The organism is Streptomyces sp. NPDC093225, from assembly GCF_044753805.1.
Classification (GTDB): domain Bacteria; phylum Actinomycetota; class Actinomycetes; order Streptomycetales; family Streptomycetaceae; genus Streptomyces.
The window spans coordinates 71227-89188 of sequence record NZ_JBIVNX010000024.1 but is presented as its reverse complement, the minus strand read 5'-3'; the positions used below and the strand labels follow the sequence as shown (position 1 = coordinate 89188).

At 74.4% G+C, this 17962-nt stretch carries 14 protein-coding genes; 4 read left to right on the top strand and 10 right to left on the bottom strand.

Annotation, left to right across the window (positions count from 1 at the left end; translation table 11 throughout):
- Window positions 1-158: 158 nt before the first annotated feature.
- The 4 genes from ACIQCH_RS22245 to ACIQCH_RS22230 all read left to right on the top strand — a co-directional run bounded on the left by ACIQCH_RS22245 (window position 159) and on the right by ACIQCH_RS22230 (window position 3279).
- Window positions 159-800: a hypothetical protein gene (locus ACIQCH_RS22245; RefSeq protein WP_402583340.1), complete on the top strand. Its 642-nt coding sequence runs from the start codon at window positions 159-161 to the stop codon at window positions 798-800.
- The gene (locus ACIQCH_RS22240) at window positions 797-1255 is read left to right on the top strand and encodes a ferritin-like domain-containing protein (RefSeq protein ID WP_402583339.1); all 459 of its coding nucleotides are present in this window, start codon (window positions 797-799) and stop codon (window positions 1253-1255) included. Before ACIQCH_RS22245 ends, ACIQCH_RS22240 begins: the two co-directional genes overlap by 4 nt.
- 16 nt (window positions 1256-1271) lie before the next feature.
- Window positions 1272-2165: an aminoglycoside phosphotransferase family protein gene (locus ACIQCH_RS22235; RefSeq protein ID WP_402583337.1), complete on the top strand. Its 894-nt coding sequence runs from the start codon at window positions 1272-1274 to the stop codon at window positions 2163-2165.
- A gap of 112 nt (window positions 2166-2277) precedes the next feature.
- Window positions 2278-3279 (top strand): SPFH domain-containing protein, encoded by a 1002-nt coding sequence (locus ACIQCH_RS22230; protein ID WP_402583335.1) that lies wholly within the window; start codon window positions 2278-2280, stop codon window positions 3277-3279.
- A 40-nt stretch (window positions 3280-3319) separates the two neighbouring features.
- On the opposite strand, the gene ACIQCH_RS22225 is transcribed toward ACIQCH_RS22230, so the two are convergent.
- The 10 genes from ACIQCH_RS22225 to ACIQCH_RS22180 all read right to left on the bottom strand — a co-directional run bounded on the left by ACIQCH_RS22225 (window position 3320) and on the right by ACIQCH_RS22180 (window position 17942).
- The gene (locus ACIQCH_RS22225; protein WP_402583333.1) at window positions 3320-5014 is read right to left on the bottom strand and encodes a proline--tRNA ligase; all 1695 of its coding nucleotides are present in this window, start codon (window positions 5012-5014) and stop codon (window positions 3320-3322) included.
- 125 nt (window positions 5015-5139) lie between these two features.
- Window positions 5140-5742: a GNAT family N-acetyltransferase gene (locus ACIQCH_RS22220; protein WP_402583331.1), complete on the bottom strand. Its 603-nt coding sequence runs from the start codon at window positions 5740-5742 to the stop codon at window positions 5140-5142.
- Window positions 5743-5829: 87 nt separating this feature from the next.
- Window positions 5830-6672: a GNAT family N-acetyltransferase gene (locus tag ACIQCH_RS22215; protein WP_402583399.1), complete on the bottom strand. Its 843-nt coding sequence runs from the start codon at window positions 6670-6672 to the stop codon at window positions 5830-5832.
- A 149-nt stretch (window positions 6673-6821) separates the two neighbouring features.
- Window positions 6822-7979, bottom strand: coding sequence for a flavodoxin-dependent (E)-4-hydroxy-3-methylbut-2-enyl-diphosphate synthase (gene ispG, locus ACIQCH_RS22210; protein ID WP_037887509.1), 1158 nt, complete (start codon window positions 7977-7979; stop codon window positions 6822-6824).
- Window positions 7980-8187: 208 nt separating this feature from the next.
- On the bottom strand, window positions 8188-9489 hold the full coding sequence (locus tag ACIQCH_RS22205; protein WP_402583329.1) for a M50 family metallopeptidase: 1302 nt from the start codon (window positions 9487-9489) through the stop codon (window positions 8188-8190).
- Window positions 9486-10736 (bottom strand): 1-deoxy-D-xylulose-5-phosphate reductoisomerase, encoded by a 1251-nt coding sequence (dxr, locus tag ACIQCH_RS22200; protein WP_402583327.1) that lies wholly within the window; start codon window positions 10734-10736, stop codon window positions 9486-9488. Before dxr ends, ACIQCH_RS22205 begins: the two co-directional genes overlap by 4 nt.
- 21 nt (window positions 10737-10757) lie before the next feature.
- Window positions 10758-12131: a hypothetical protein gene (locus ACIQCH_RS22195; protein ID WP_402583325.1), complete on the bottom strand. Its 1374-nt coding sequence runs from the start codon at window positions 12129-12131 to the stop codon at window positions 10758-10760.
- Between the two features lie 150 nt (window positions 12132-12281).
- Window positions 12282-14225 carry an acyl-CoA dehydrogenase family protein gene (locus tag ACIQCH_RS22190; RefSeq protein WP_402583323.1) on the bottom strand — a complete coding sequence of 648 codons (1944 nt, stop codon included), beginning with the start codon at window positions 14223-14225 and terminating at the stop codon, window positions 12282-12284.
- A 513-nt stretch (window positions 14226-14738) separates the two neighbouring features.
- Window positions 14739-16184: an aldehyde dehydrogenase family protein gene (locus tag ACIQCH_RS22185; RefSeq protein WP_402583321.1), complete on the bottom strand. Its 1446-nt coding sequence runs from the start codon at window positions 16182-16184 to the stop codon at window positions 14739-14741.
- A gap of 177 nt (window positions 16185-16361) precedes the next feature.
- Window positions 16362-17942, bottom strand: a complete 1581-nt coding sequence (locus ACIQCH_RS22180) for a PucR family transcriptional regulator (protein WP_402583319.1) — start codon at window positions 17940-17942, stop codon at window positions 16362-16364.
- Between the last annotated feature and the right edge of the window lie 20 nt (window positions 17943-17962).

Here is a 17962-nt window from a genome sequence, read left to right as displayed (position 1 = left end):
GACTCCTCGGCCGCGTGTGCTGTTGTGGTTTCCGTCGCGTGTCAGACCAAAGGGTATCCGGTCCCGGGGGGTGTTGCCGTCCGCCCCGGCCCCGCACGCCGCGGGTACGGTGATCACCGTCCCGCCCCGTACCTCCGCCACCCCACGAGGACGTCACCGTGCCGTTCCCCCTGCCCGCGCGGCCCCCGCGCCCCTCGCGAAGAAGCCTGCTGGCCGCCGGTGCGGCCGCGACCGGCGGCGCCGTCCTGCTCTCCGGGTGCTCCGGGGAGGGCGGCGGCCCGCGGCGGCCCACGGCGGTACCACCCGATCGGCGCATCAGGGAATCGGCCGTCCGGGAGACCCTGGAGCTGCTGGGGCGCTACGACGCCACGCTCGCGGCCCACCCGGCGCTCGGCACCCGGCTCGCCCCGCTGCGCGCCGCGGTGGCGGCGCACGCCCTGGCGCTGGCCCCGGCCGGGACGCACCCGGTGACGGCACCGCGTCCGACCGGTTCGACCGGTCCGTCCGCTCCCGCGTCCCCGGCGTCTCCCCCGCCGTCCGCGGCGGCGCCCGCCGCTCCGGCCGGCTCCGGGGCGCCCGCGCCGTCGGGGTCCCCGGCCCCCACGCCCCCGGCCGACCCGGTGCCGTCCGACCCCGCGGCCGCGGTGGCCTCGCTGGCCGGGGCCGAGCGCCGTACCGCCACCGCCCGCACCGCGGCGCTCGACGGTGCGACCGGGGAGCTGGCACGGCTGCTGGCCTCGGTCGCGGCCTGCGCCACCGTGCACGCGTACCTCCTGACCGGAACGGAGCACCGGGCATGACCGACAAGCCGGAGAGCGGCCCCGGCGTGCTCGCCGCCGCGCAGGCCGCCCTGGCCGCCGAGCACGCGGCCGTCTACGCCTACGGGATCGTCGGCGCGCGGGTCGCGGGCGAGCGGGCGCCCGAGGCCCGCACCGCGTACGCCGCCCACCACGCCCGCCGCGACGCGCTGACCCGCACCGTACGGGCGCTCGGCGGGACGCCCCGGCCCTCGGAGGCCGCGTACGCCCTGCCGGCGCCCGTCCGCACCACGGCGGACGCCGAGCGGCTCGCGGCCGGCGTCGAGGACCGGGTGGCGGGCGCGTACTCCGATCTGGTGCGGGCCGCGGAGGGCCCGCTGCGCCGGGAGGCGGCCGACGCGCTGACCGCCGCGGCCCTGCGCGCGGCGCGCTGGCGGGGCGGCGGCGTAGCCTTCCCTGGGCTCGTGGAACGATCGGAACGAGCCACGACCAGCTGAAAGGGACCTCGCACGTATGGCTTTCGAACCGCCTGAGCGGCTTGTCAGGGCGCTCGGCGAAGGGTCCGCGGACACCGCCGGGGAGTGGCTGGATCGTCTCCCCGAACTCACCCAGGAGGCGCTCGACCAGCGGGAGTTGACCGCCCAGCGGGTGCAGGCTCCGGGGGGCCGCAGCAGCCTGGTCGTGCTGGTCCGGTACGCGGACGGCACCCCTGCCGCGCTCAAGCTCGCGCCGCCGGTCGCCCGGCCGCAGCTGGAGGTGGCCGCACTGGCGCACTGGGGCGGGTTCGGGGCCGTACGGGTGCTCGACACGCGGCACGAGGACGGGGCGATGCTGCTGGAGCGGCTCCAGTCGGAGGTCTCGCTGCGCTCGCTGCCCGACGCGAAGGCCCAACTGGAGGCGCTCGGCACGATCCGGCGGCTGTGGGTGGCGCCGCCCGTCGGCCACGGCTTCGAGACGGTGGCCGGGCGCACGGCCCGGCAGGCGGAGGCGATGGCGAAGGCGCCCGAGGAGGCGCGGGAGCTGGTGCGCACGGCGCTGGCGGTCCGGGACGAGCTGGTGGCCCTCCCGCCGGAGGAACTGCTGCTGCACGGCGCCTTCCGACAGGGCAAGGTGCTCGCGGGCGACCGGGCGCCGTGGCTGGCCGTGGGCCCCGAACCGGTGGTCGGTGAGCGGGCGTACGACCTGGCCCGGCTGGTCCGGGACCGGCTCGAGGACCAGATGGCCGCCGCATCGGGGGCTGCCGTGGCCCGGCGGCGGGTGAACCGGCTGGCCGACGCGCTGGAGGTGGACCGGGACCGGCTGCGCGGCTGGACGGTCTACCGGGCGGTGGAGTCGGGAACGCGGGCGCTGGCGGCGGGGCGCCGGCGGGACGCGGAGCTGCTGCTGGAGTTCGCCACCTGGCTGTAGGGGGTGCCCGCCCCTGATCCGCCGGACGTCCCCCGAGCGTCGGCCGGACCGGTTGTGACCCCCGCCGTCGGGCATACCGTTAGGTAGTGGACATGTCTGGCAGGGGGCCGTCATGGTCGAGGAACTGCTGGCAGTAGCCGCCGCGGCGGTCGTGGGCGCCGGGGTGTACACGGCCGCGGCGGCGCGGGTCGTGAAGCAGTACGAGCGGGGTCTGGTCCTGCGCTTCGGGCGGCTGCGCGAGGGCGTCCGGTCACCCGGCTTCACCATGGTCGTCCCGTTCGTCGACCGGCTGATCAAGGTGAACCTGCAGATCGTGACGCTCCCGGTGCCGGCCCAGGAGGGCATCACCCGGGACAACGTCACGGTGCGGGTGGACGCGGTCGTGTACTTCAAGGTGGTCGACCCGCGGAACGCGATCATCGAGGTCGAGGACTACCGGTTCGCGGTCTCCCAGATGGCGCAGACCTCGCTGCGGTCGATCATCGGCAAGTCGGACCTGGACGACCTGCTCTCCAACCGGGAGAAGCTCAACGAGGGCCTGGAGCTGATGATCGACAGCCCGGCGGTCGGATGGGGCGTGCAGATCGACCGGGTGGAGATCAAGGACGTGTCGCTGCCGGAGACCATGAAGCGCTCGATGGCGCGGCAGGCGGAGGCCGACCGCGAGCGGCGGGCGCGGGTGATCAACGCGGACGCCGAGCTGCAGGCGTCGAAGAAGCTGGCGGAGGCGGCGGGGGTGATGGCCGATCAGCCGGCCGCGCTCCAGCTCCGGCTGCTCCAGACGGTGGTGGCCGTCGCCGCCGAGAAGAACTCCACGCTGGTCCTCCCCTTCCCGGTGGAGCTGCTGCGCTTCCTGGAGCGCGCGGCCGAGGCCCAGCCGGTCCCGCCGCACGCCGACCCCGCCGCCCCGAAGCCCCCGTCCAAGGCCCCGGGCGGGGCCCCCGCGGCCGTGGACCCCGTGGTCGAGCTGGCGGAACTCCCCGCCGACGCCCTGCCCTCCGACGCGCTGCCCGCGGGCGGGTCCTCCCTCGACGCGCACCCGGGCCCGGCGGTGGAGGTGTCCCGCGGCGCCGCCGACGTACCCGACGGCGCCGCGCCCGGCGACCCGGCGTGACCGCTCGGGGCGGCCGGGGCGGCCGGGGCGGCCGGACGGGCTAGGCGAGGCGGGAGAGCGCCTCGGAGAGGGCGAGGGTCTCCCGGGTGCCGGTGCGGCGGTCCTGGAGCTCCACGAGGCCGTCCGCGGCGGCGCGGCCGGCGACCAGGACGACCGGGACGCCCAGCAGCTCCGCGTCGGTCAGCTTGACGCCCGGGGACAGGCCCGGCCGGTCGTCGAGCAGGACGCGGCGGCCGGCGGCGGCGAGGGCGTCCGCGGCCCGGGCCGCGAGGTCGAGCTGCACCGCCTTGCCGGCGGCGACGACGTGCACGTCGGCCGGCGCGACCGCGGCGGGCCAGCACAGCCCCCGCCCGTCCGCCGTCTGCTCGGCGAGCGCGGCGACGACCCGCGAGACCCCGATGCCGTACGACCCCATGGTCACCCGGACGGGCTTGCCCTGGGGCCCGAGCACGTCCAGCCCGAAGGCGTCGGCGTACTTGCGCCCGAGCTGGAAGATGTGGCCCACCTCGATGGCCCGGTCCAGCCTCAGGCCGGCGCCGCAGGCGGGGCAGGGGTCGCCCTCGCGGACCACGACCACGTCGAGGTGGCGGTCCACCTCGAAGTCGCGCCCGCACACGACGTTGCGGGCGTGGGTGTCGGGCCGGTTCGCGCCCGTCACCCACGAGGTGCCCGGGGCGATCCGCGGGTCGGCGAGGTAGCGGACCTTCTCCAGGCCCTGCGGGCCGACGTAGCCGCGGACGAGGTCGGGCCGGCCGGCGAAGTCGGCCTCCGTCACCAGCTCGACCACCGCCGGGGCCAAGTGCTCCCCGAGCTTGCCGAGGTCCACCTCGCGGTCGCCGGGCACGCCCACGGCGACGATCTCCCCGTCGACCTTGACCAGCAGGTTCTTCAGGGTCGCCGAGGCCGGTACGCCCAGGTGGGCGGCCAGCGCCTCGATGGTGGGCGTGTCGGGGGTGTCCAGCTCCTCGACCGGCCCCACCCCTTCGGCGGAGGCCGGCGCGAGTGCGAAGGTCACCGCCTCGGTGTTGGCCGCGTAGCCGCAGGACGGGCAGTCGGCGAAGGTGTCCTCGCCGGCGGCGGCCGGCGCCAGGAACTCCTCGGAGGCCGAGCCGCCCATCGCGCCCGAGACGGCCGAGACGATCCGGAAGTCCATGCCCAACCGGGTGAAGATCCGCCGGTAGGCCTCCCGGTGCAGCGCGTAGGAGGCGGCCAGGCCCTCGTCGTCGACGTCGAAGGAGTAGGAGTCCTTCATCTGGAACTCGCGCCCGCGCAGCACGCCCGAGCGGGGCCGCGCCTCGTCCCGGTACTTGGTCTGGATCTGGTACAGCATCACCGGCAGGTCCTTGTAGGACGCGCACTGGTCCTTGACGATCTGGGTGAAGACCTCCTCGTGGGTGGGCCCGAGGAGGTAGTCGGCGCCCTTGCGGTCCTTGAGCCGGAAGAGCAGGTCGCCGTACTCCTCCCAGCGGCCGGTCAGTTCGTAGGGTTCACGGGGCAACAGCGCGGGGAGCAGGACCTCCTGCGCGCCGATGGCGTCCATCTCCTCGCGCACGATGCGCGAGACGTTGTCGAGGACCTGCTTGCCGAGCGGCAGCCAGCTCCAGACGCCGGCCGAGCTGCGCCGTACGTAGCCCGCGCGGACCAGCAGCCGGTGGCTGAGGGTCTCCGCGTCCGCCGGGTCCTCGCGGAGCGTCTTCACCATGAGTCGGGACATCCGCTGGACGGGCTGGGACATGCTGCGCTCCTGCTCGAAGGGCCGTGGGAAACGGTGGTTGAGCAGGAGGTTAGTCCGTGCGGGAGGACGGCCCGTACCGGTTTACGGGCCAGCGCACCGGTCTACGGCACCGCGGCCCGGTCGCGCTACCAGGCGGCGGCGGCGCGCAGCAGCGGCAGCGGCGCGCCCATCACGGCGTACGGCTGGGGTGCGCTGGGGAAGTACACGCGGCGGGCGAGGTCCCGGTATCCCAGGGCGCGGTACAGGCCGCGCGCCGGGCTCTCGATGTCGATGGCGGAGAGGATGGAGCGGGACTCGGCCGCGCCGTCGGTGATGCGGGTGATCAGGCCCCGGCCCACGCCCCGGCCCTGGAAGCCGGGGTGCACGTGCAGTTCGGTGATGGTGAACGAGCCGTCCAGCCAGCCGTCCTCGCCCTGGACGCGCAGGTACGGCTCGACGACGGTGGACCACCAGTGCATGCGGTCGTTGGGCATGCCGTACACGAAGCCGACGAGCCGGGCGTCGTCCTCGGCGAAGGCGCCGAGCGCGCGGGCCCCGGGGTAGGTCATGTGCCGCTGCACGATGTGGCGGCGGATGCCCACTTCCTCGTCGGTGAGTCCGAAGGCGACGGCCTGGACCTCCAGGGCCTCGTCCACGCGGGCGGCCAGGTCCAGCGGCGCGAGCACGACGCCGGCCGGCAGCCGGTCACCGTCGGGAAGGCGGGGGTCACCCCCGGGCGAATGCACCATGCGGCGAACCCTACTCGGCGGTCATACGGTCGGAACAGCGCTCGTCGGGCCGCGTGTGCCGGTGGCGGCACACCGTGCGCCCGGCCCTCAGAACAGCACGCTCATGAACGCTCCGACCTCGCGGAAGCCGACGCGCCGGTACGCCGCCCGGGCCGCGGCGTTGTAGTCGTTGACGTAGAGGCTCACCACGGGGGCCACGTCCCGCAGCGCGTACGCGACCACGGCGGCCATCCCGGACTCGGAGTGGCCCCGGCCGCGGAACTCGGGGGCCACCCACACGCCCTGGATCTGGCAGGCGCGCGCGGTGGCGGCGCCGATCTCGGCCTTGAAGACGACCCGGCCGTCCTCGACCCGGGCGAAGGAGCGGCCGGCCGCGACGAGTTCGGCGACCCGGGCCTGGTAGAGCAGTCCGCCGTCCCCGGCCAGCGGGGAGACGCCGACCTCCTCGGTGAACATGGCCACGCAGGCCGGCATGATCAGGTCCATCTCGTCCTTGCAGACCCGGCGGACCAGCGGGTCGGGGGCGACGTCGCGGGAGGGTTCCTCGATGACCATGAGCGGCTGGTGGGCGCGGACCTCGCGGGCGGGCCCCCAGTGGGGCTCCAGCAGCCGCCACAGCTGCCCGGTGGGCTCGGCCGGGCCGACGACGGACGAGCAGCGGCGGCCGGTCCTGCGGGCGCGGTCGGCGAAGGCCCGTACGGCGGCGGGGGTGGCGCACACGGGGACGAGGTTGGCGCCCGCGTAGCAGAGCGAGACCAGCCGGCCGTCCTCGTAGTAGCCCCACATCTCGCCGCCCAGGCGCCAGGGGTCGAGGCCGGCCACCCGGACCCGGGAGGTGACGAACGCGTTGGCGACCGGGTCGCGGTCGAGCACCTCGAGCGCGGCGCCGAGGTCGCTGGGCTCGAGGACCCTGGTGGTGGTCTGCGTCAACACTGTGGGGGCCTCACCGTGCGGGTCTGCTGATCTGTCGCACTGTACCCGGCGACACCCGGGGTTGCCCCCGCTCACGGGTCACGGAACGGGACCGGCCCCGCCCGCGAGCTGCGGGAACGGGGCCGGGCGGGGTACGGGGAGGACGGTCAGCCGGCGACGGCGACCGTGGGCTCGCCGGACATCACGCCGTCCTTCTCCATCTGCTCGGCGATCTTCATCGCCTCCTCGATCAGCGTCTCGACGATCTTCGACTCGGGGACGGTCTTGATGACCTCGCCCTTGACGAAGATCTGGCCCTTGCCGTTGCCGGAGGCGACGCCGAGGTCGGCCTCGCGGGCCTCGCCGGGGCCGTTGACGACGCATCCCATGACGGCGACGCGCAGCGGCACCTCCATGCCCGTCAGGCCCGCGGTGACCTCTTCGGCCAGCTTGTAGACGTCGACCTGGGCGCGGCCGCAGGAGGGGCAGGAGACGATTTCCAGGCGGCGCTGGCGGAGGTTGAGCGACTCCAGGATCTGGATGCCGACCTTGATCTCCTCGGCCGGCGGCGCGGACAGCGAGACGCGGATGGTGTCGCCGATGCCCTGGGAGAGCAGGGCGCCGAAGGCCACGGCGGACTTGATGGTGCCCTGGAAAGCGGGGCCGGCCTCGGTGACGCCGAGGTGCAGCGGGTAGTCGCACTGGGCGGCGAGCTGGCGGTAGGCCTCGACCATCACGACCGGGTCGTTGTGCTTGACCGAGATCTTGATGTCGCGGAAGTCGTGCTCCTCGAAGAGGGAGGCCTCCCAGAGCGCGGACTCGACGAGGGCCTCGGGGGTGGCCTTGCCGTACTTCTTCAGCAGCCGGGCGTCGAGGGAGCCGGCGTTGACGCCGATGCGGATCGGAGTGCCGGCGTCCTTGGCCGCCCGGGCGATCTCCTTGACCTTGTCGTCGAACTGCTTGATGTTGCCCGGGTTCACGCGGACGGCGGCGCAGCCGGCGTCGATGGCGGCGAACACGTACTTGGGCTGGAAGTGGATGTCGGCGATCACCGGGATCTGCGACTTCTTCGCGATGGTCGCGAGCGCGTCGGCGTCGTCCTGGGTCGGGCAGGCCACGCGGACGATCTGGCAGCCGGAGGCGGTCAGCTCGGCGATCTGCTGGAGGGTGGCGCCGATGTCGGAGGTGCGGGTGGTCGTCATGGACTGCACGGAGACGGGCGCGTCGCCGCCGACGGCCACGGAGCCGACCTGGATCTTGCGGCTGACCCGCCGGTCGGCGAGCTTCGTCGGCACGGCCGGCATTCCGAGAGAAATGGCAGTCATCTGCTGTGCAACCCCAAGGTCTGGATCAAGGTCCCGCTGACGGCGGACTCCGAGCCCGGCTTCCGGGCGGGCTCCAGGCCCGAGATTACGCCAATCAGCGCGCGCCCCGCGCACGCGGCGGGGCTCCGACGCCGGGCGTACACCCGAACGTAGGGGGCCGGGCACGCACCGTGCCCGGCCCCGTTCGCACGTCTGCCCGAAGGCGGCGTCAGCTGATCTTGACCGGGTTCACCACGTCGGCGACCAGGACCAGCAGCGTGAAGCAGACGAAGATGCCGGCCACGACGTAGGCGACGGGCATGAGCTTGGCGACGTCGAACGGACCCGGGTCGGGCCGCTTGAACAGCCGCGCCAGGTTGCGCCGCACGGACTCCCACAGCGCGCCCGCGATGTGCCCGCCGTCCAGCGGGAGCAGCGGGAGCATGTTGAACAGGAACAGCGACAGGTTGAAGAAGCCGATCAGCTGGAGGAAGAACACCAGCCGGTCGGTGGCGGGGATGTCGAGGGTGGCGATCTCGCCGCTGATCCGGGCGGCGCCGACGATGCCCATCGGGGAGTCGGGCTCGCGCGGGCCGTCGCCGAACGCGGCGTCCCACAGCGCGGGGATCTTCGACGGCAGCTTGATGAGGCCCTGCACGCCCTGCTCGACCATCTCGCCCATGTGGTCGACGGACTGGCCGAAGCCCAGCTGGACCTTCTCGGTGCGGGGGGTGAAGCCGAGGAAGCCCGCCTCGACGAACTTGCCCTCGACGTAGCCGCCGTGGCCGTCGGTCCTGGCGACCTGGTTCTCGATCAGCTTGGGGTGGAGCGTGAGCTCCGCGCCGCCGCGCTGCACGGTGACCGTGGCCGGGCCGATGGTGTCGCGGATCTTCTGCTGGAGGACCGACCAGTCGTCGACCTTCTCGCCGTTGAAGGCGACGATCCGGTCGCCGGGCCGCAGGCCCGCCGCCTTGGCGGGGGCCACCGGGTCGCCGGCCTTGCAGATGTCGCGCTTCTCGCTCTGCTGGATGACGCAGGCGGTCACCGACTTGACGTTGGTGGTCTGCATGTTGACGCCGAAGGTCATCCAGACGCCGAAGAACACCACGAGGGCGAGCACGAGGTTCATGAACGGGCCCGCGAACATCACGATGACGCGCTTCCACGGCTTGCGCGTGTAGAAGAGCCGGGTCTCGTCGCCGGGCTCCAGCTCCTCGTACGCGGCCGAGCGGGCGTCCTCGATCATCGAGCGCCACGGGGAGGTGGAGCGGGCGGTGATCCGGCCGTCCTCGCCGGGCGGGAACATGCCGATCATGCGGATGTACCCGCCGGCCGGGATGGCCTTGATGCCGTACTCGGTCTCGCCCTTGCGCCGCGACCAGACGGTCGGGCCGAAGCCCACCATGTACTGCGGCACGCGGATGCCGAAGATCTTCGCCGTCGACAGGTGGCCCAGCTCGTGCCACGCGATGGAGAGGAGCAGCCCGAAGACGAAGACGAGTATCCCGAGCACCGTCATCAGAAGGATCATGCGCGCGCCTCCACTGCGGCCTTCGCCGCCATCTCCCTGGCCCGGGCGCGGGCCCAGGTCTCCGCTGCGAGGACGTCGGCGACGGTGAGGGAAGTTCCCCGGTCCGGCGTTCCGTGGTCCCCGACGACAGCGGTGACCGTATCCATGATTGCTGTGAACGGCAGCCGACCGGCCAGGAACGCGTCGACACACTCCTCGTTCGCCGCATTGAACACGGCCGGTGCCGTGCCGCCCAGGTCGCCCACGTGGCGGGCCAGGCCGACCGAGGGGAAGGCCTCGGTGTCCAGGGGGAAGAACTCCCAGGTGGAGGCCTTGGTCCAGTCGAACGCGGGGGCCGCGTCCGGGATCCGCTCGGGCCAGCCGAGGCCGATCGCGATCGGGCCGCGCATGTCGGGCGGGGTGGCCTGGGCGAGGGTGGAGCCGTCGGTGAACTCCACCATCGAGTGAACGTACGACTGCGGGTGGACGACGACCTCGATGCGGTCGAAGGGGATGTCGTAGAGCAGGTGCGCCTCGATGACCTCCAGGCCCTTGTTGACGAGGGTCGCGCTGTTCACCGTGATCACCGGGCCCATCGCCCAGGTGGGGTGCGCGAGGGCGTCCTCGACGGTGACGTGGGCCAGCTCGGCCTTCGTCCGGCCGCGGAACGGCCCGCCGGAGGCGGTGACGACGAGCTTGCGGACGTCGGCGCGGGTCCCGGCGGCCAGCGCCTGGAAGAGCGCGGCGTGCTCGGAGTCGACCGGGATGATCTGGCCCGGCTTGGCCAGCGCCTTCACCAGCGGGCCGCCGACGATCAGCGACTCCTTGTTGGCGAGGGCGAGGGTCCGGCCGGCCTCCAGGGCCGCGAGCGTGGGGGCGAGGCCGATGGAGCCGGTGATGCCGTTCAGGACGGTGTGGCACGGGGACGCGGCGATCTGCGTGGCGGCGTCCGGGCCGGCCAGGACCTCGGGCAGCGGCTCGGTGCCGTACTGGGCGCGCAGCGCCTCTCGGAGGGCCGGTACGACGTCCTCGCGGGCCACCGCGACCGTGTCCACCCGCAGCAGGCGGGCCTGCTCGGCCAGCAGGCCGACGCGGCCGCCGGCCGCCGAGAGGGCGGTGACGCGGAACCGGTCGGGGTTGCGCAGGACCAGGTCGATGGCCTGGGTGCCGATGGACCCGGTGGAGCCGAGGATGACGATGTCCCGGCGGCCGACCGCGGGGTCGAACAGGAGGTGCGGGTCGGCGAGGGGGGCTGGGCTGTCGCTCATGCCCCCCATTGTTGCCGGAACTCAGCCGCGCTCGGGCACGGAGTCCCCCTGTACGAGCGCACCGAGGAGTTCGGGCAGGCTGCCGGGGAACTCGGGCAGCGCGCGGGCGGCACGCCACCAGGCGGCGGTGTCGCCGCCGAGCGCCGCCCCGAGCAGCCGGTCGGCGGCCGCGTGGGCGGCCAGCATGGCCTCGGCCCGGAGCCGGGCGGCCCGGCCGGCCGGGTAGTCGTCCGGCTCGTCGAGGCGGGTGTTCCAGTGGTCGATCTCGCCGAGCCAGTGGTCCTCGTCGAGGGCCCAGGCGGCGGGGGCCTTGTGCCACAGCACGTCGGCGCCGGTGAGGAGGCCCCGGTCCAGGCAGGCCCGTACCCAGCGGATGTCCTCGGCGAGGTCGCCCATGGCGTTGGGCACGGCCAGGGCGGCGAGCGCGAGTTCGCGCTCGACCCCGCCGGCGGCCGCCGCGTCGGGCGGCGGCGGGGCGAGGGCGGCGACGGCGCGGGCCAGCGCGGGGGCCTCGGGGGGCGACGGGGCCGCGGAGGGGGCGGGAGTCGCGGACGGGCCGGCGGCCACGGCCTCGGCCAGCTCCGGCAGGGTGCCCGCGAACGCGGGGGCGCGGCGCAGCAGTTCCTCCCACAGGAGGGGGTCCTGGCCGAGGGCGGGCCGCAGGACGCGGTCGAGGGCGCCCCGGACCGCGGCCTGCTCGGGCAGCGACCAGCGCAGACCGCTGCGCAGCCGCAGGTCGGCCAGCAGCAGCGCCCGGTGCGCGGGCGCCACCCCGGTCACCAGCTCGTCGCAGGTGAGCAGGCCCATGCGGACGGCCCGGACGGCGGGCCGGTGCCAGGCGGGCCCGTACGAGCGCTCCGCGCGCGTGTCCAGCAGGCCCAGGCACGTCTCCCGGGGCAGCCCGCCGGCCAGGAGCAGGGCTTCGACGGAGCCGGGCGGCAGCGGCTCGCGGGCGTGCGCGCGCAGCAGGGCGTCGGGGTCGAGGTCGCCGGCCAGCGTCAACAGGTCCAGGGGCACCCGGGCACGGCGGCGGCCGTGCCGGCGCAGCAGCGCGACGACCGCGGCGGTGTCCAGGGGGCGGCCGTCGTCGGCGTACCCCTCGGCGGTAGGCCCGTCAGCGGCAGGCCCCTCGCCCGCGCGCCCGTCGGCGGCGGCGAGCGCGGCGCGCACCGATGCCCGCAGCTCCGCGCTCGGCCCGGGCCGGGCGGCGTAGCGGCGTACCGACGGCAGGCCGGGCAGCGGGCGGCCCAGGACGTACGGGTTGGCGGCCACGCGGCGGCGGTCCTCGGCGGATCCGTCGCGCAGCAGCAGGGTGACGGCCGAGGGCGGCAGCAGCTCGTCGCGGCACAGGAAGCCCCGCGCGGCCGGGTCCATGCGGTCCAGGAGCCCGGTCACGACGGGGTCCGGTGCGTGGCGCAGGAGAAGCGCCACGCACCACGCGAGCCGTCTGTGCTCTCGGTCGCCGTCTGTCATGTCCTGCTCCGCTCGCCGGATTCGTACGCCTGTCCGGCGTTGCGGCGATGATCGCAGGTCGGGCCGTGTCCGTCAGCGGACGGGCCGGCGGACGTTCTCGTGCTTGGAGGGGCCGGGGGTGGCGTCGGCGATCCACGGGCCCTCGCTGGACGTGTCGATGACGCCGTCCTCCAACCAGGTGTACGTGCCCGAGAGGACTCCGGCGACCACCTTGCGGTCGAGGTCGTCGGTGTTGGCCCACAGGCGCCCGAACAACTCCTCGACGCGCAGCCTGGACTGCCGGCAGAACGCGTCGGCGAGCTGGTAGGCCTCCCGCCCGTGGTCGCCGGTGGCGCGCAGGTGCTCGGCCCGCACGCAGGCCGCGCTCATCGCGAACAGCTCGGCACCGATGTCGACGATCCGGCCGAGGAAGCCCTGCTTCGTCTCCATCCTGCCCTGCCAGCGGGACATCGCGTAGAACGTGGAGCGGGCCAGCTTGCGGGCGTTCCGCTCGACGTAGCGCAGGTGGCCGGAGAGGTCGACGTGGCCGCGCGGGTGGAACTCGCGGTAGCTGGTCGGGACGTGGCCGGGGCCGGTGGCGAGCCTGGGCAGCCAGCGGGCGTAGAACCCGGCGGCGCGGGCCCCCGCCCTGGCCTTTTCCTGCACGGCCTTGTCGGGGTCGATGAGGTCGCCGGCGACCGAGAGGTGGGCGTCGACGGCCTCGCGGGCGATCAGCAGGTGCATGATCTCCGTCGAACCCTCGAAGATCCGGTTGATGCGCAGGTCGCGCAGCATCTGCTCGGCGGGTACGCCCCGTTCGCCGCGGGCGGCGAGGGACTCGGCGGTCTCGAAGCCGCGGCCGCCGCGGATCTGCACGAGCTCGTCGGCCATCAGGCAGGCCATCTCGCTGCCGTAGAGCTTGGCGAGGGCGGCCTCGATGCGGATGTCGTTGCGGTCCTCGTCGGCCATCTGGGAGGACAGGTCGACGACCGCCTCCAGGGCGAAGGTGGTGGCGGCGATGAAGGAGATCTTGGCGCCGACGGCCTCGTGCCCGGCGACCGGACGGCCCCACTGCTCGCGGACGCCGGACCACTCGCGGGCGATCTTCAGGCACCACTTGCCGGCGCCGACGCACATGGCGGGCAACGAGAGCCGGCCGGTGTTGAGGGTGGTGAGCGCGATCTTCAGGCCGGTGCCCTCGGGGCCGATGCGGTGCGCGGCGGGCACCCGCACCTGGTGGAAGCGGGTGACGCCGTTCTCCAGGCCGCGCAGGCCCATGAAGGCGTTGCGGTGCTCGACGGTGATCCCCGGCGCGTCGGCCTCGACGACGAAGGCGGTGATGCCGCCCTTGTGGCCCTCGGACCGGGGGACGCGGGCCATGACGACGAGCAGGTCGGCGACCACGCCGTTGGTGGTCCACAGCTTCACGCCGTCCAGGACGTACGTGTCGTCGCCCTCGGGCACGGCGGTGGTGGCCAGCCGGGCCGGGTCGGAGCCGACGTCGGGCTCGGTCAGCAGGAAGGCGGAGATGGCGTCGGTGGCGCACCGGGGCAGGAAGGCGTCCTTCTGCTCCTGGGTGCCGAAGATCTTCAGCGGCTGGGGCACGCCGATGGACTGGTGGGCGGAGAGCAGGGCGCCGACGGCGGGGCTGGCGGAACCGACCAGGGCCAGCGCCTTGTTGTAGTACACCTGGGTCAGGCCCAGGCCGCCGTACTTAGGATCGATCTTCATGCCGAGGGCGCCGAGCCTCTTGAGGCCGCGGATCGTCTCGTCGGGGATCTGCGCCTCGCGTTCGATGCGGGCGCCGTCGATCTCGTGCTCGCAGAACTCCCGCAGCCGGGCGAGGAAGGCCTCGCCCCGCCTGACGTCCTCGGCGTCGGGCTGGGGGTGCGGGTGGATCAGGTCGAGCCGGAACCTGCCGAGGAACAGTTCCTTGGCGAAGCTGGGCTTGCGCCAGTCCTGTTCCCTGGCCGCCTCCGCGACCTGCCGGGCCTCGCGCTCGGTCACCTTGGGCTGTGCGGGCTGTGTTGCGGACATGAGGGGGCTCACCTCGCCGCCGGGAGTGGGGACGCTACCGATCGGTGCTACCTCCCAGTCGTACCCGCTCCACCGCGCCCGGAAAAGCCGGGTTGGGCCGGGCGGGTAGTTCGGGCGGGGTGCGAAGATCCGGGCGCCGCGGGCACGGGAGTGGCCGGCCCGTGGTGTGTGGGGCAGCCTCTTGAGGCGTCATGGCAGGCTGGTCCGGAGGCAGGCCCGGGCCTGGGGTGGCCGAAGGCCAGGGGCGGAGCCCCCTTGCCCCAGGGGTGGGCCTGAGGCAGGGCCTGCAGGCCATGGCGGGTCAAGAGGCGAGGGGACCCACACACCACGGGCCGGCCCCACGAAGCGAGAGCAAGCCCCGACACCGGCCCGCAAGCACGGCGCTGAAGCCGAGGGGACCCACACACCACGGGCCGGCCCACCACGGCGAGCTCGAGCCGGGGCGCGCCGGAAAGGGGACGGCCGGAGCCCCCGCACAGTGGGCTCCGGCCGTCGGCTCCGTGGCCGTACGAATCAGATGTTCAGGCCGGTCAGGACCAGAACGCGCTCGTACGTGTAGTCGTCCATCGCGTAGCGGACGCCCTCGCGGCCGACACCGGACTGCTTGACGCCGCCGTACGGCATCTGGTCGGCGCGGTAGGACGGGGCGTCACCGATGATCACGCCGCCGACCTCGAGCTCGCGGTGGGCGCGGAACGCGGTCTGGACGTCGTGGGTGAAGACGCCGGCCTGCAGGCCGAACTTGGAGTCGTTGACGGCGGCGAAGGCCTCGTCCGTGTTCTCCACCCTGTGCAGGGTGAGGACCGGGCCGAAGACCTCCTCGCACGCGAGGGTGACGCCCTCGGGCAGCTCGGCCACGACGGTCGGCTCGTACGAGGCGCCCTCGCGCTTGCCGCCGGCCAGGAGCTTGGCACCGGCGGAGACGGCCTCGTCGACCCAGGACTCGACGCGCTTGGCGGCGTCCTCGGAGACGAGCGGGCCGACGTCGGTGGCGTCGTCCGCCGGGTCGCCGGTGACCTGGGCCTGGACCTTCGCGACGACCTTCTCGACCAGGCGGTCGTAGACGGCGGCGTCGGCGATCACGCGCTGCACGGAGATGCAGGACTGGCCGGCCTGGTAGTTCGAGAAGGTCGCGATGCGGGTGGCGGCCCAGTCGAGGTCGGCCTCGGAGGACCAGTCCGACAGGACCACGGCCGCGGCGTTGCCGCCGAGCTCCAGGGTGCAGTGCTTGTGCGGCACGGACTGCTGGATGGCGTAGCCGACCTTGTCGGAGCCGGTGAAGGAGATGACCGGGAGGCGCTCGTCCTTGACGAGGGCGGGCATCTTCTCGTTGGCGACCGGCAGGACCGACCAGGAGCCGGCGGGCAGGTCGGTCTCGGCCAGCAGCTCGCCCAGGATCAGGCCGGAGAGCGGGGTGGCCGGGGCGGGCTTCAGGATGATCGGGGCGCCGACGGCGATGGCCGGGGCGACCTTGTGGGCGCACAGGTTCAGCGGGAAGTTGAACGGCGCGATGCCCAGGACCGGGCCCTTGACGAAGCGGCGCGTCAGGGCCAGGCGGCCGGTGCCGCCGGCGTCGGTGTCGAGGCGCTGGGCCTCGCCACCGTTGAAGCGGCGGGCCTCCTCGGCGGCGAAGCGGAACACGGACACCGCGCGGCCGACCTCACCACGGGCCCACTTGATGGGCTTGCCGTTCTCTGCGGAGATCAGCTGGGCGATCTCCTCGGTGCGCTCGACCAGACGCTTGGACACGTGGTCCAGGGCGGCGGCGCGTACGTGCGCGGGGGTCGCGGAGAACTCCGCCGTCACGGCGTGGGCGGCGGCCACGGCCTCTTCGACCTGGGCGTCGGTCGGCACGCTGACGGTGCCGACGAGACGGCCGTCCCACGGGTTGTGGACGTCGAAGCTGCTCTCGCCGGTGGCCTGGCGGCCGGCGAGCCAGAAGGCGTGGGTGGAAGTCATGCGAATCCCGGCCCTTCGGAAGTTGTGCGGTGTCCTTGTCATCACCACGGTAGGACCGGCGGCGCGAAAGGTCGTTTGTCCGGGGTGGAGTGGCCGGGCGCGCCGTCGCGCCGGTTTGTCACGGTGCCAACCGGAAGCTTTCACTCCGGCCGGGGTTCTTACCGCCCGTCGCCCCGGTCACCGCGCGGGGACGGGCGGGCTGGCCTTGAGCGCCAGCCACAGCTCCATGCGCACGTCCGGATCGTCCAGCGAGCGGCCCAGGATCTCCTCCACGCGCCGCATCCGGTAGCGCAGGGTGTGCCGGTGCACGCCCAGGTCGGCGGCGGCCGCGTCCCACTGGCCGTGCCGGGAGAGCCAGGCCTGGAGGGAGGCGACGAGATCGCCCCGGCCGGTGGCGTCGTGGTCCCGCAGGGCGCGCAGGGTGCCCTCGGCGAAGGCCCGTACGGCGTCGTCGGCGAGCAGCGGCAGGACCGAGCCGTCGGCGAGGTCCTCGTGCTCGACCAGGGCGCGGCCGCGCCGCCGGGCCACGGCCATGGCCTGGTCGGCCTGCTTGTACGCGGTGGCGGCCGCGCCGGTCCCGGCCGGCGCGGACAGGCCCACCACGAGGTCGTCGGCGGCGGCCCCCGGGGTGCCGCCGGCCTCGCTGCCGCGCAGGGCCTCGAGGGCCTCGGCGTAGTTGGCGCAGGCCCCCACGGCCGCCCCGCCGTCGGCGGCGAGCAGGACCAGGCGCGCCGTCTCCGGCACCACGAGCACGGCCTCACCGGCCCGGGCGGCGGCCGACTCGACGGCGTCGGTCAGGGCACCGATCTGCTCGGGAGCCGAGGACTCCGCGATGACCAGCCGGAACGGCGCGTCGAGCAGTCCGCCGTACAGGTCGCCGGCCACCGCGCGGGCGTGCCCGGGCTCGCCGTCGAGGAGCATCCGCAGCACGGCCGCGCCCAGCCGGGACTCGGCGTCGTGCAGGGAGCGGGAGCGCTCGGTGGTCAGCGTCAGCAGGGCGACGGCGGAGTGGACGGCGTACCGCTCGGCGGTGCCGAGGGGGGCGCCGGTGCCGACGGCCAGGGCGCCGCGGGCCCGCCGGCCGGTGCCCAGGGACTGCAGCTCGACCCGGTCCTCGGTGCCGCCGACCACGGCGCTGGCCGGGGCCGGGCGCTCGCGCAGCCGCTCCACGTCGGCGGTGAGCCGGGCGGCGCGGCGGGCCGCCCACTCGGGCGCGGCGGCGACCACGCTGCCGGAGGTGTCGTAGAGCGCGGCCCAGCCGTGGACGTGCGCGGCCAGCTTGGCCAGCAGTTCGGCCGGGCCGTCGGCGGACAGGGCGGCCCGGGTGAGCTCGCGCTGTGCCTCGAAGCCGGCGGTCACGGCCCGGTACTGGTCGGCCGCCAGCGCGGCGGAGACGGCCTTGGAGATGGCGAGGAAGGGGGTGCGCCGCGGCACCTCCAGCAGCGGCAGGTCCTCGGCGCGGGCGGCGTCGACCAGGGCCTGCGGGATCTCGTCGTAGTTCACGCCGACGGCGAAGCCGATGCCGACCACTCCGGCCGCGGCGAGCCGCCGGACGTAGCGGCCCATCTCCTCCGGGTCCCCCGCGTCCAGCGTCATGGCCGTGATCAGCAGCAGCTCCCCGCCCTCCATGTAGGGGACGGGGTCGGCCAGCTCGCTGACGTGGGCCCAGCGCACCGGGGTGTCCAGATTGCCCTCGCCCGCCCGGACGCTGAGCTTGAGCGCCGAGTGCTGGACGAGCGAGGCGAGGGTGAGCGGCATCGGGACCGTGCGCTTTCGGA

Coding starts and splice junctions, on each gene's coding strand:
- ACIQCH_RS22230 (WP_402583335.1), top strand. CDS start 2,278: ATGGTCGAGGAACTGCTGGCAGTAGCCGCCGCGGCGGTCGTGGGCGCC.
- ACIQCH_RS22190 (WP_402583323.1), bottom strand. CDS start 14,225: ATGTCCGCAACACAGCCCGCACAGCCCAAGGTGACCGAGCGCGAGGCC.
- ispG (WP_037887509.1), bottom strand. CDS start 7,979: ATGACTGCCATTTCTCTCGGAATGCCGGCCGTGCCGACGAAGCTCGCC.
- ACIQCH_RS22240 (WP_402583339.1), top strand. CDS start 797: ATGACCGACAAGCCGGAGAGCGGCCCCGGCGTGCTCGCCGCCGCGCAG.
- ACIQCH_RS22205 (WP_402583329.1), bottom strand. CDS start 9,489: ATGATCCTTCTGATGACGGTGCTCGGGATACTCGTCTTCGTCTTCGGG.
- ACIQCH_RS22180 (WP_402583319.1), bottom strand. CDS start 17,942: ATGCCGCTCACCCTCGCCTCGCTCGTCCAGCACTCGGCGCTCAAGCTC.
- ACIQCH_RS22235 (WP_402583337.1), top strand. CDS start 1,272: ATGGCTTTCGAACCGCCTGAGCGGCTTGTCAGGGCGCTCGGCGAAGGG.
- ACIQCH_RS22185 (WP_402583321.1), bottom strand. CDS start 16,184: ATGACTTCCACCCACGCCTTCTGGCTCGCCGGCCGCCAGGCCACCGGC.
- ACIQCH_RS22225 (WP_402583333.1), bottom strand. CDS start 5,014: ATGTCCCAGCCCGTCCAGCGGATGTCCCGACTCATGGTGAAGACGCTC.
- ACIQCH_RS22220 (WP_402583331.1), bottom strand. CDS start 5,742: ATGGTGCATTCGCCCGGGGGTGACCCCCGCCTTCCCGACGGTGACCGG.
- dxr (WP_402583327.1), bottom strand. CDS start 10,736: ATGAGCGACAGCCCAGCCCCCCTCGCCGACCCGCACCTCCTGTTCGAC.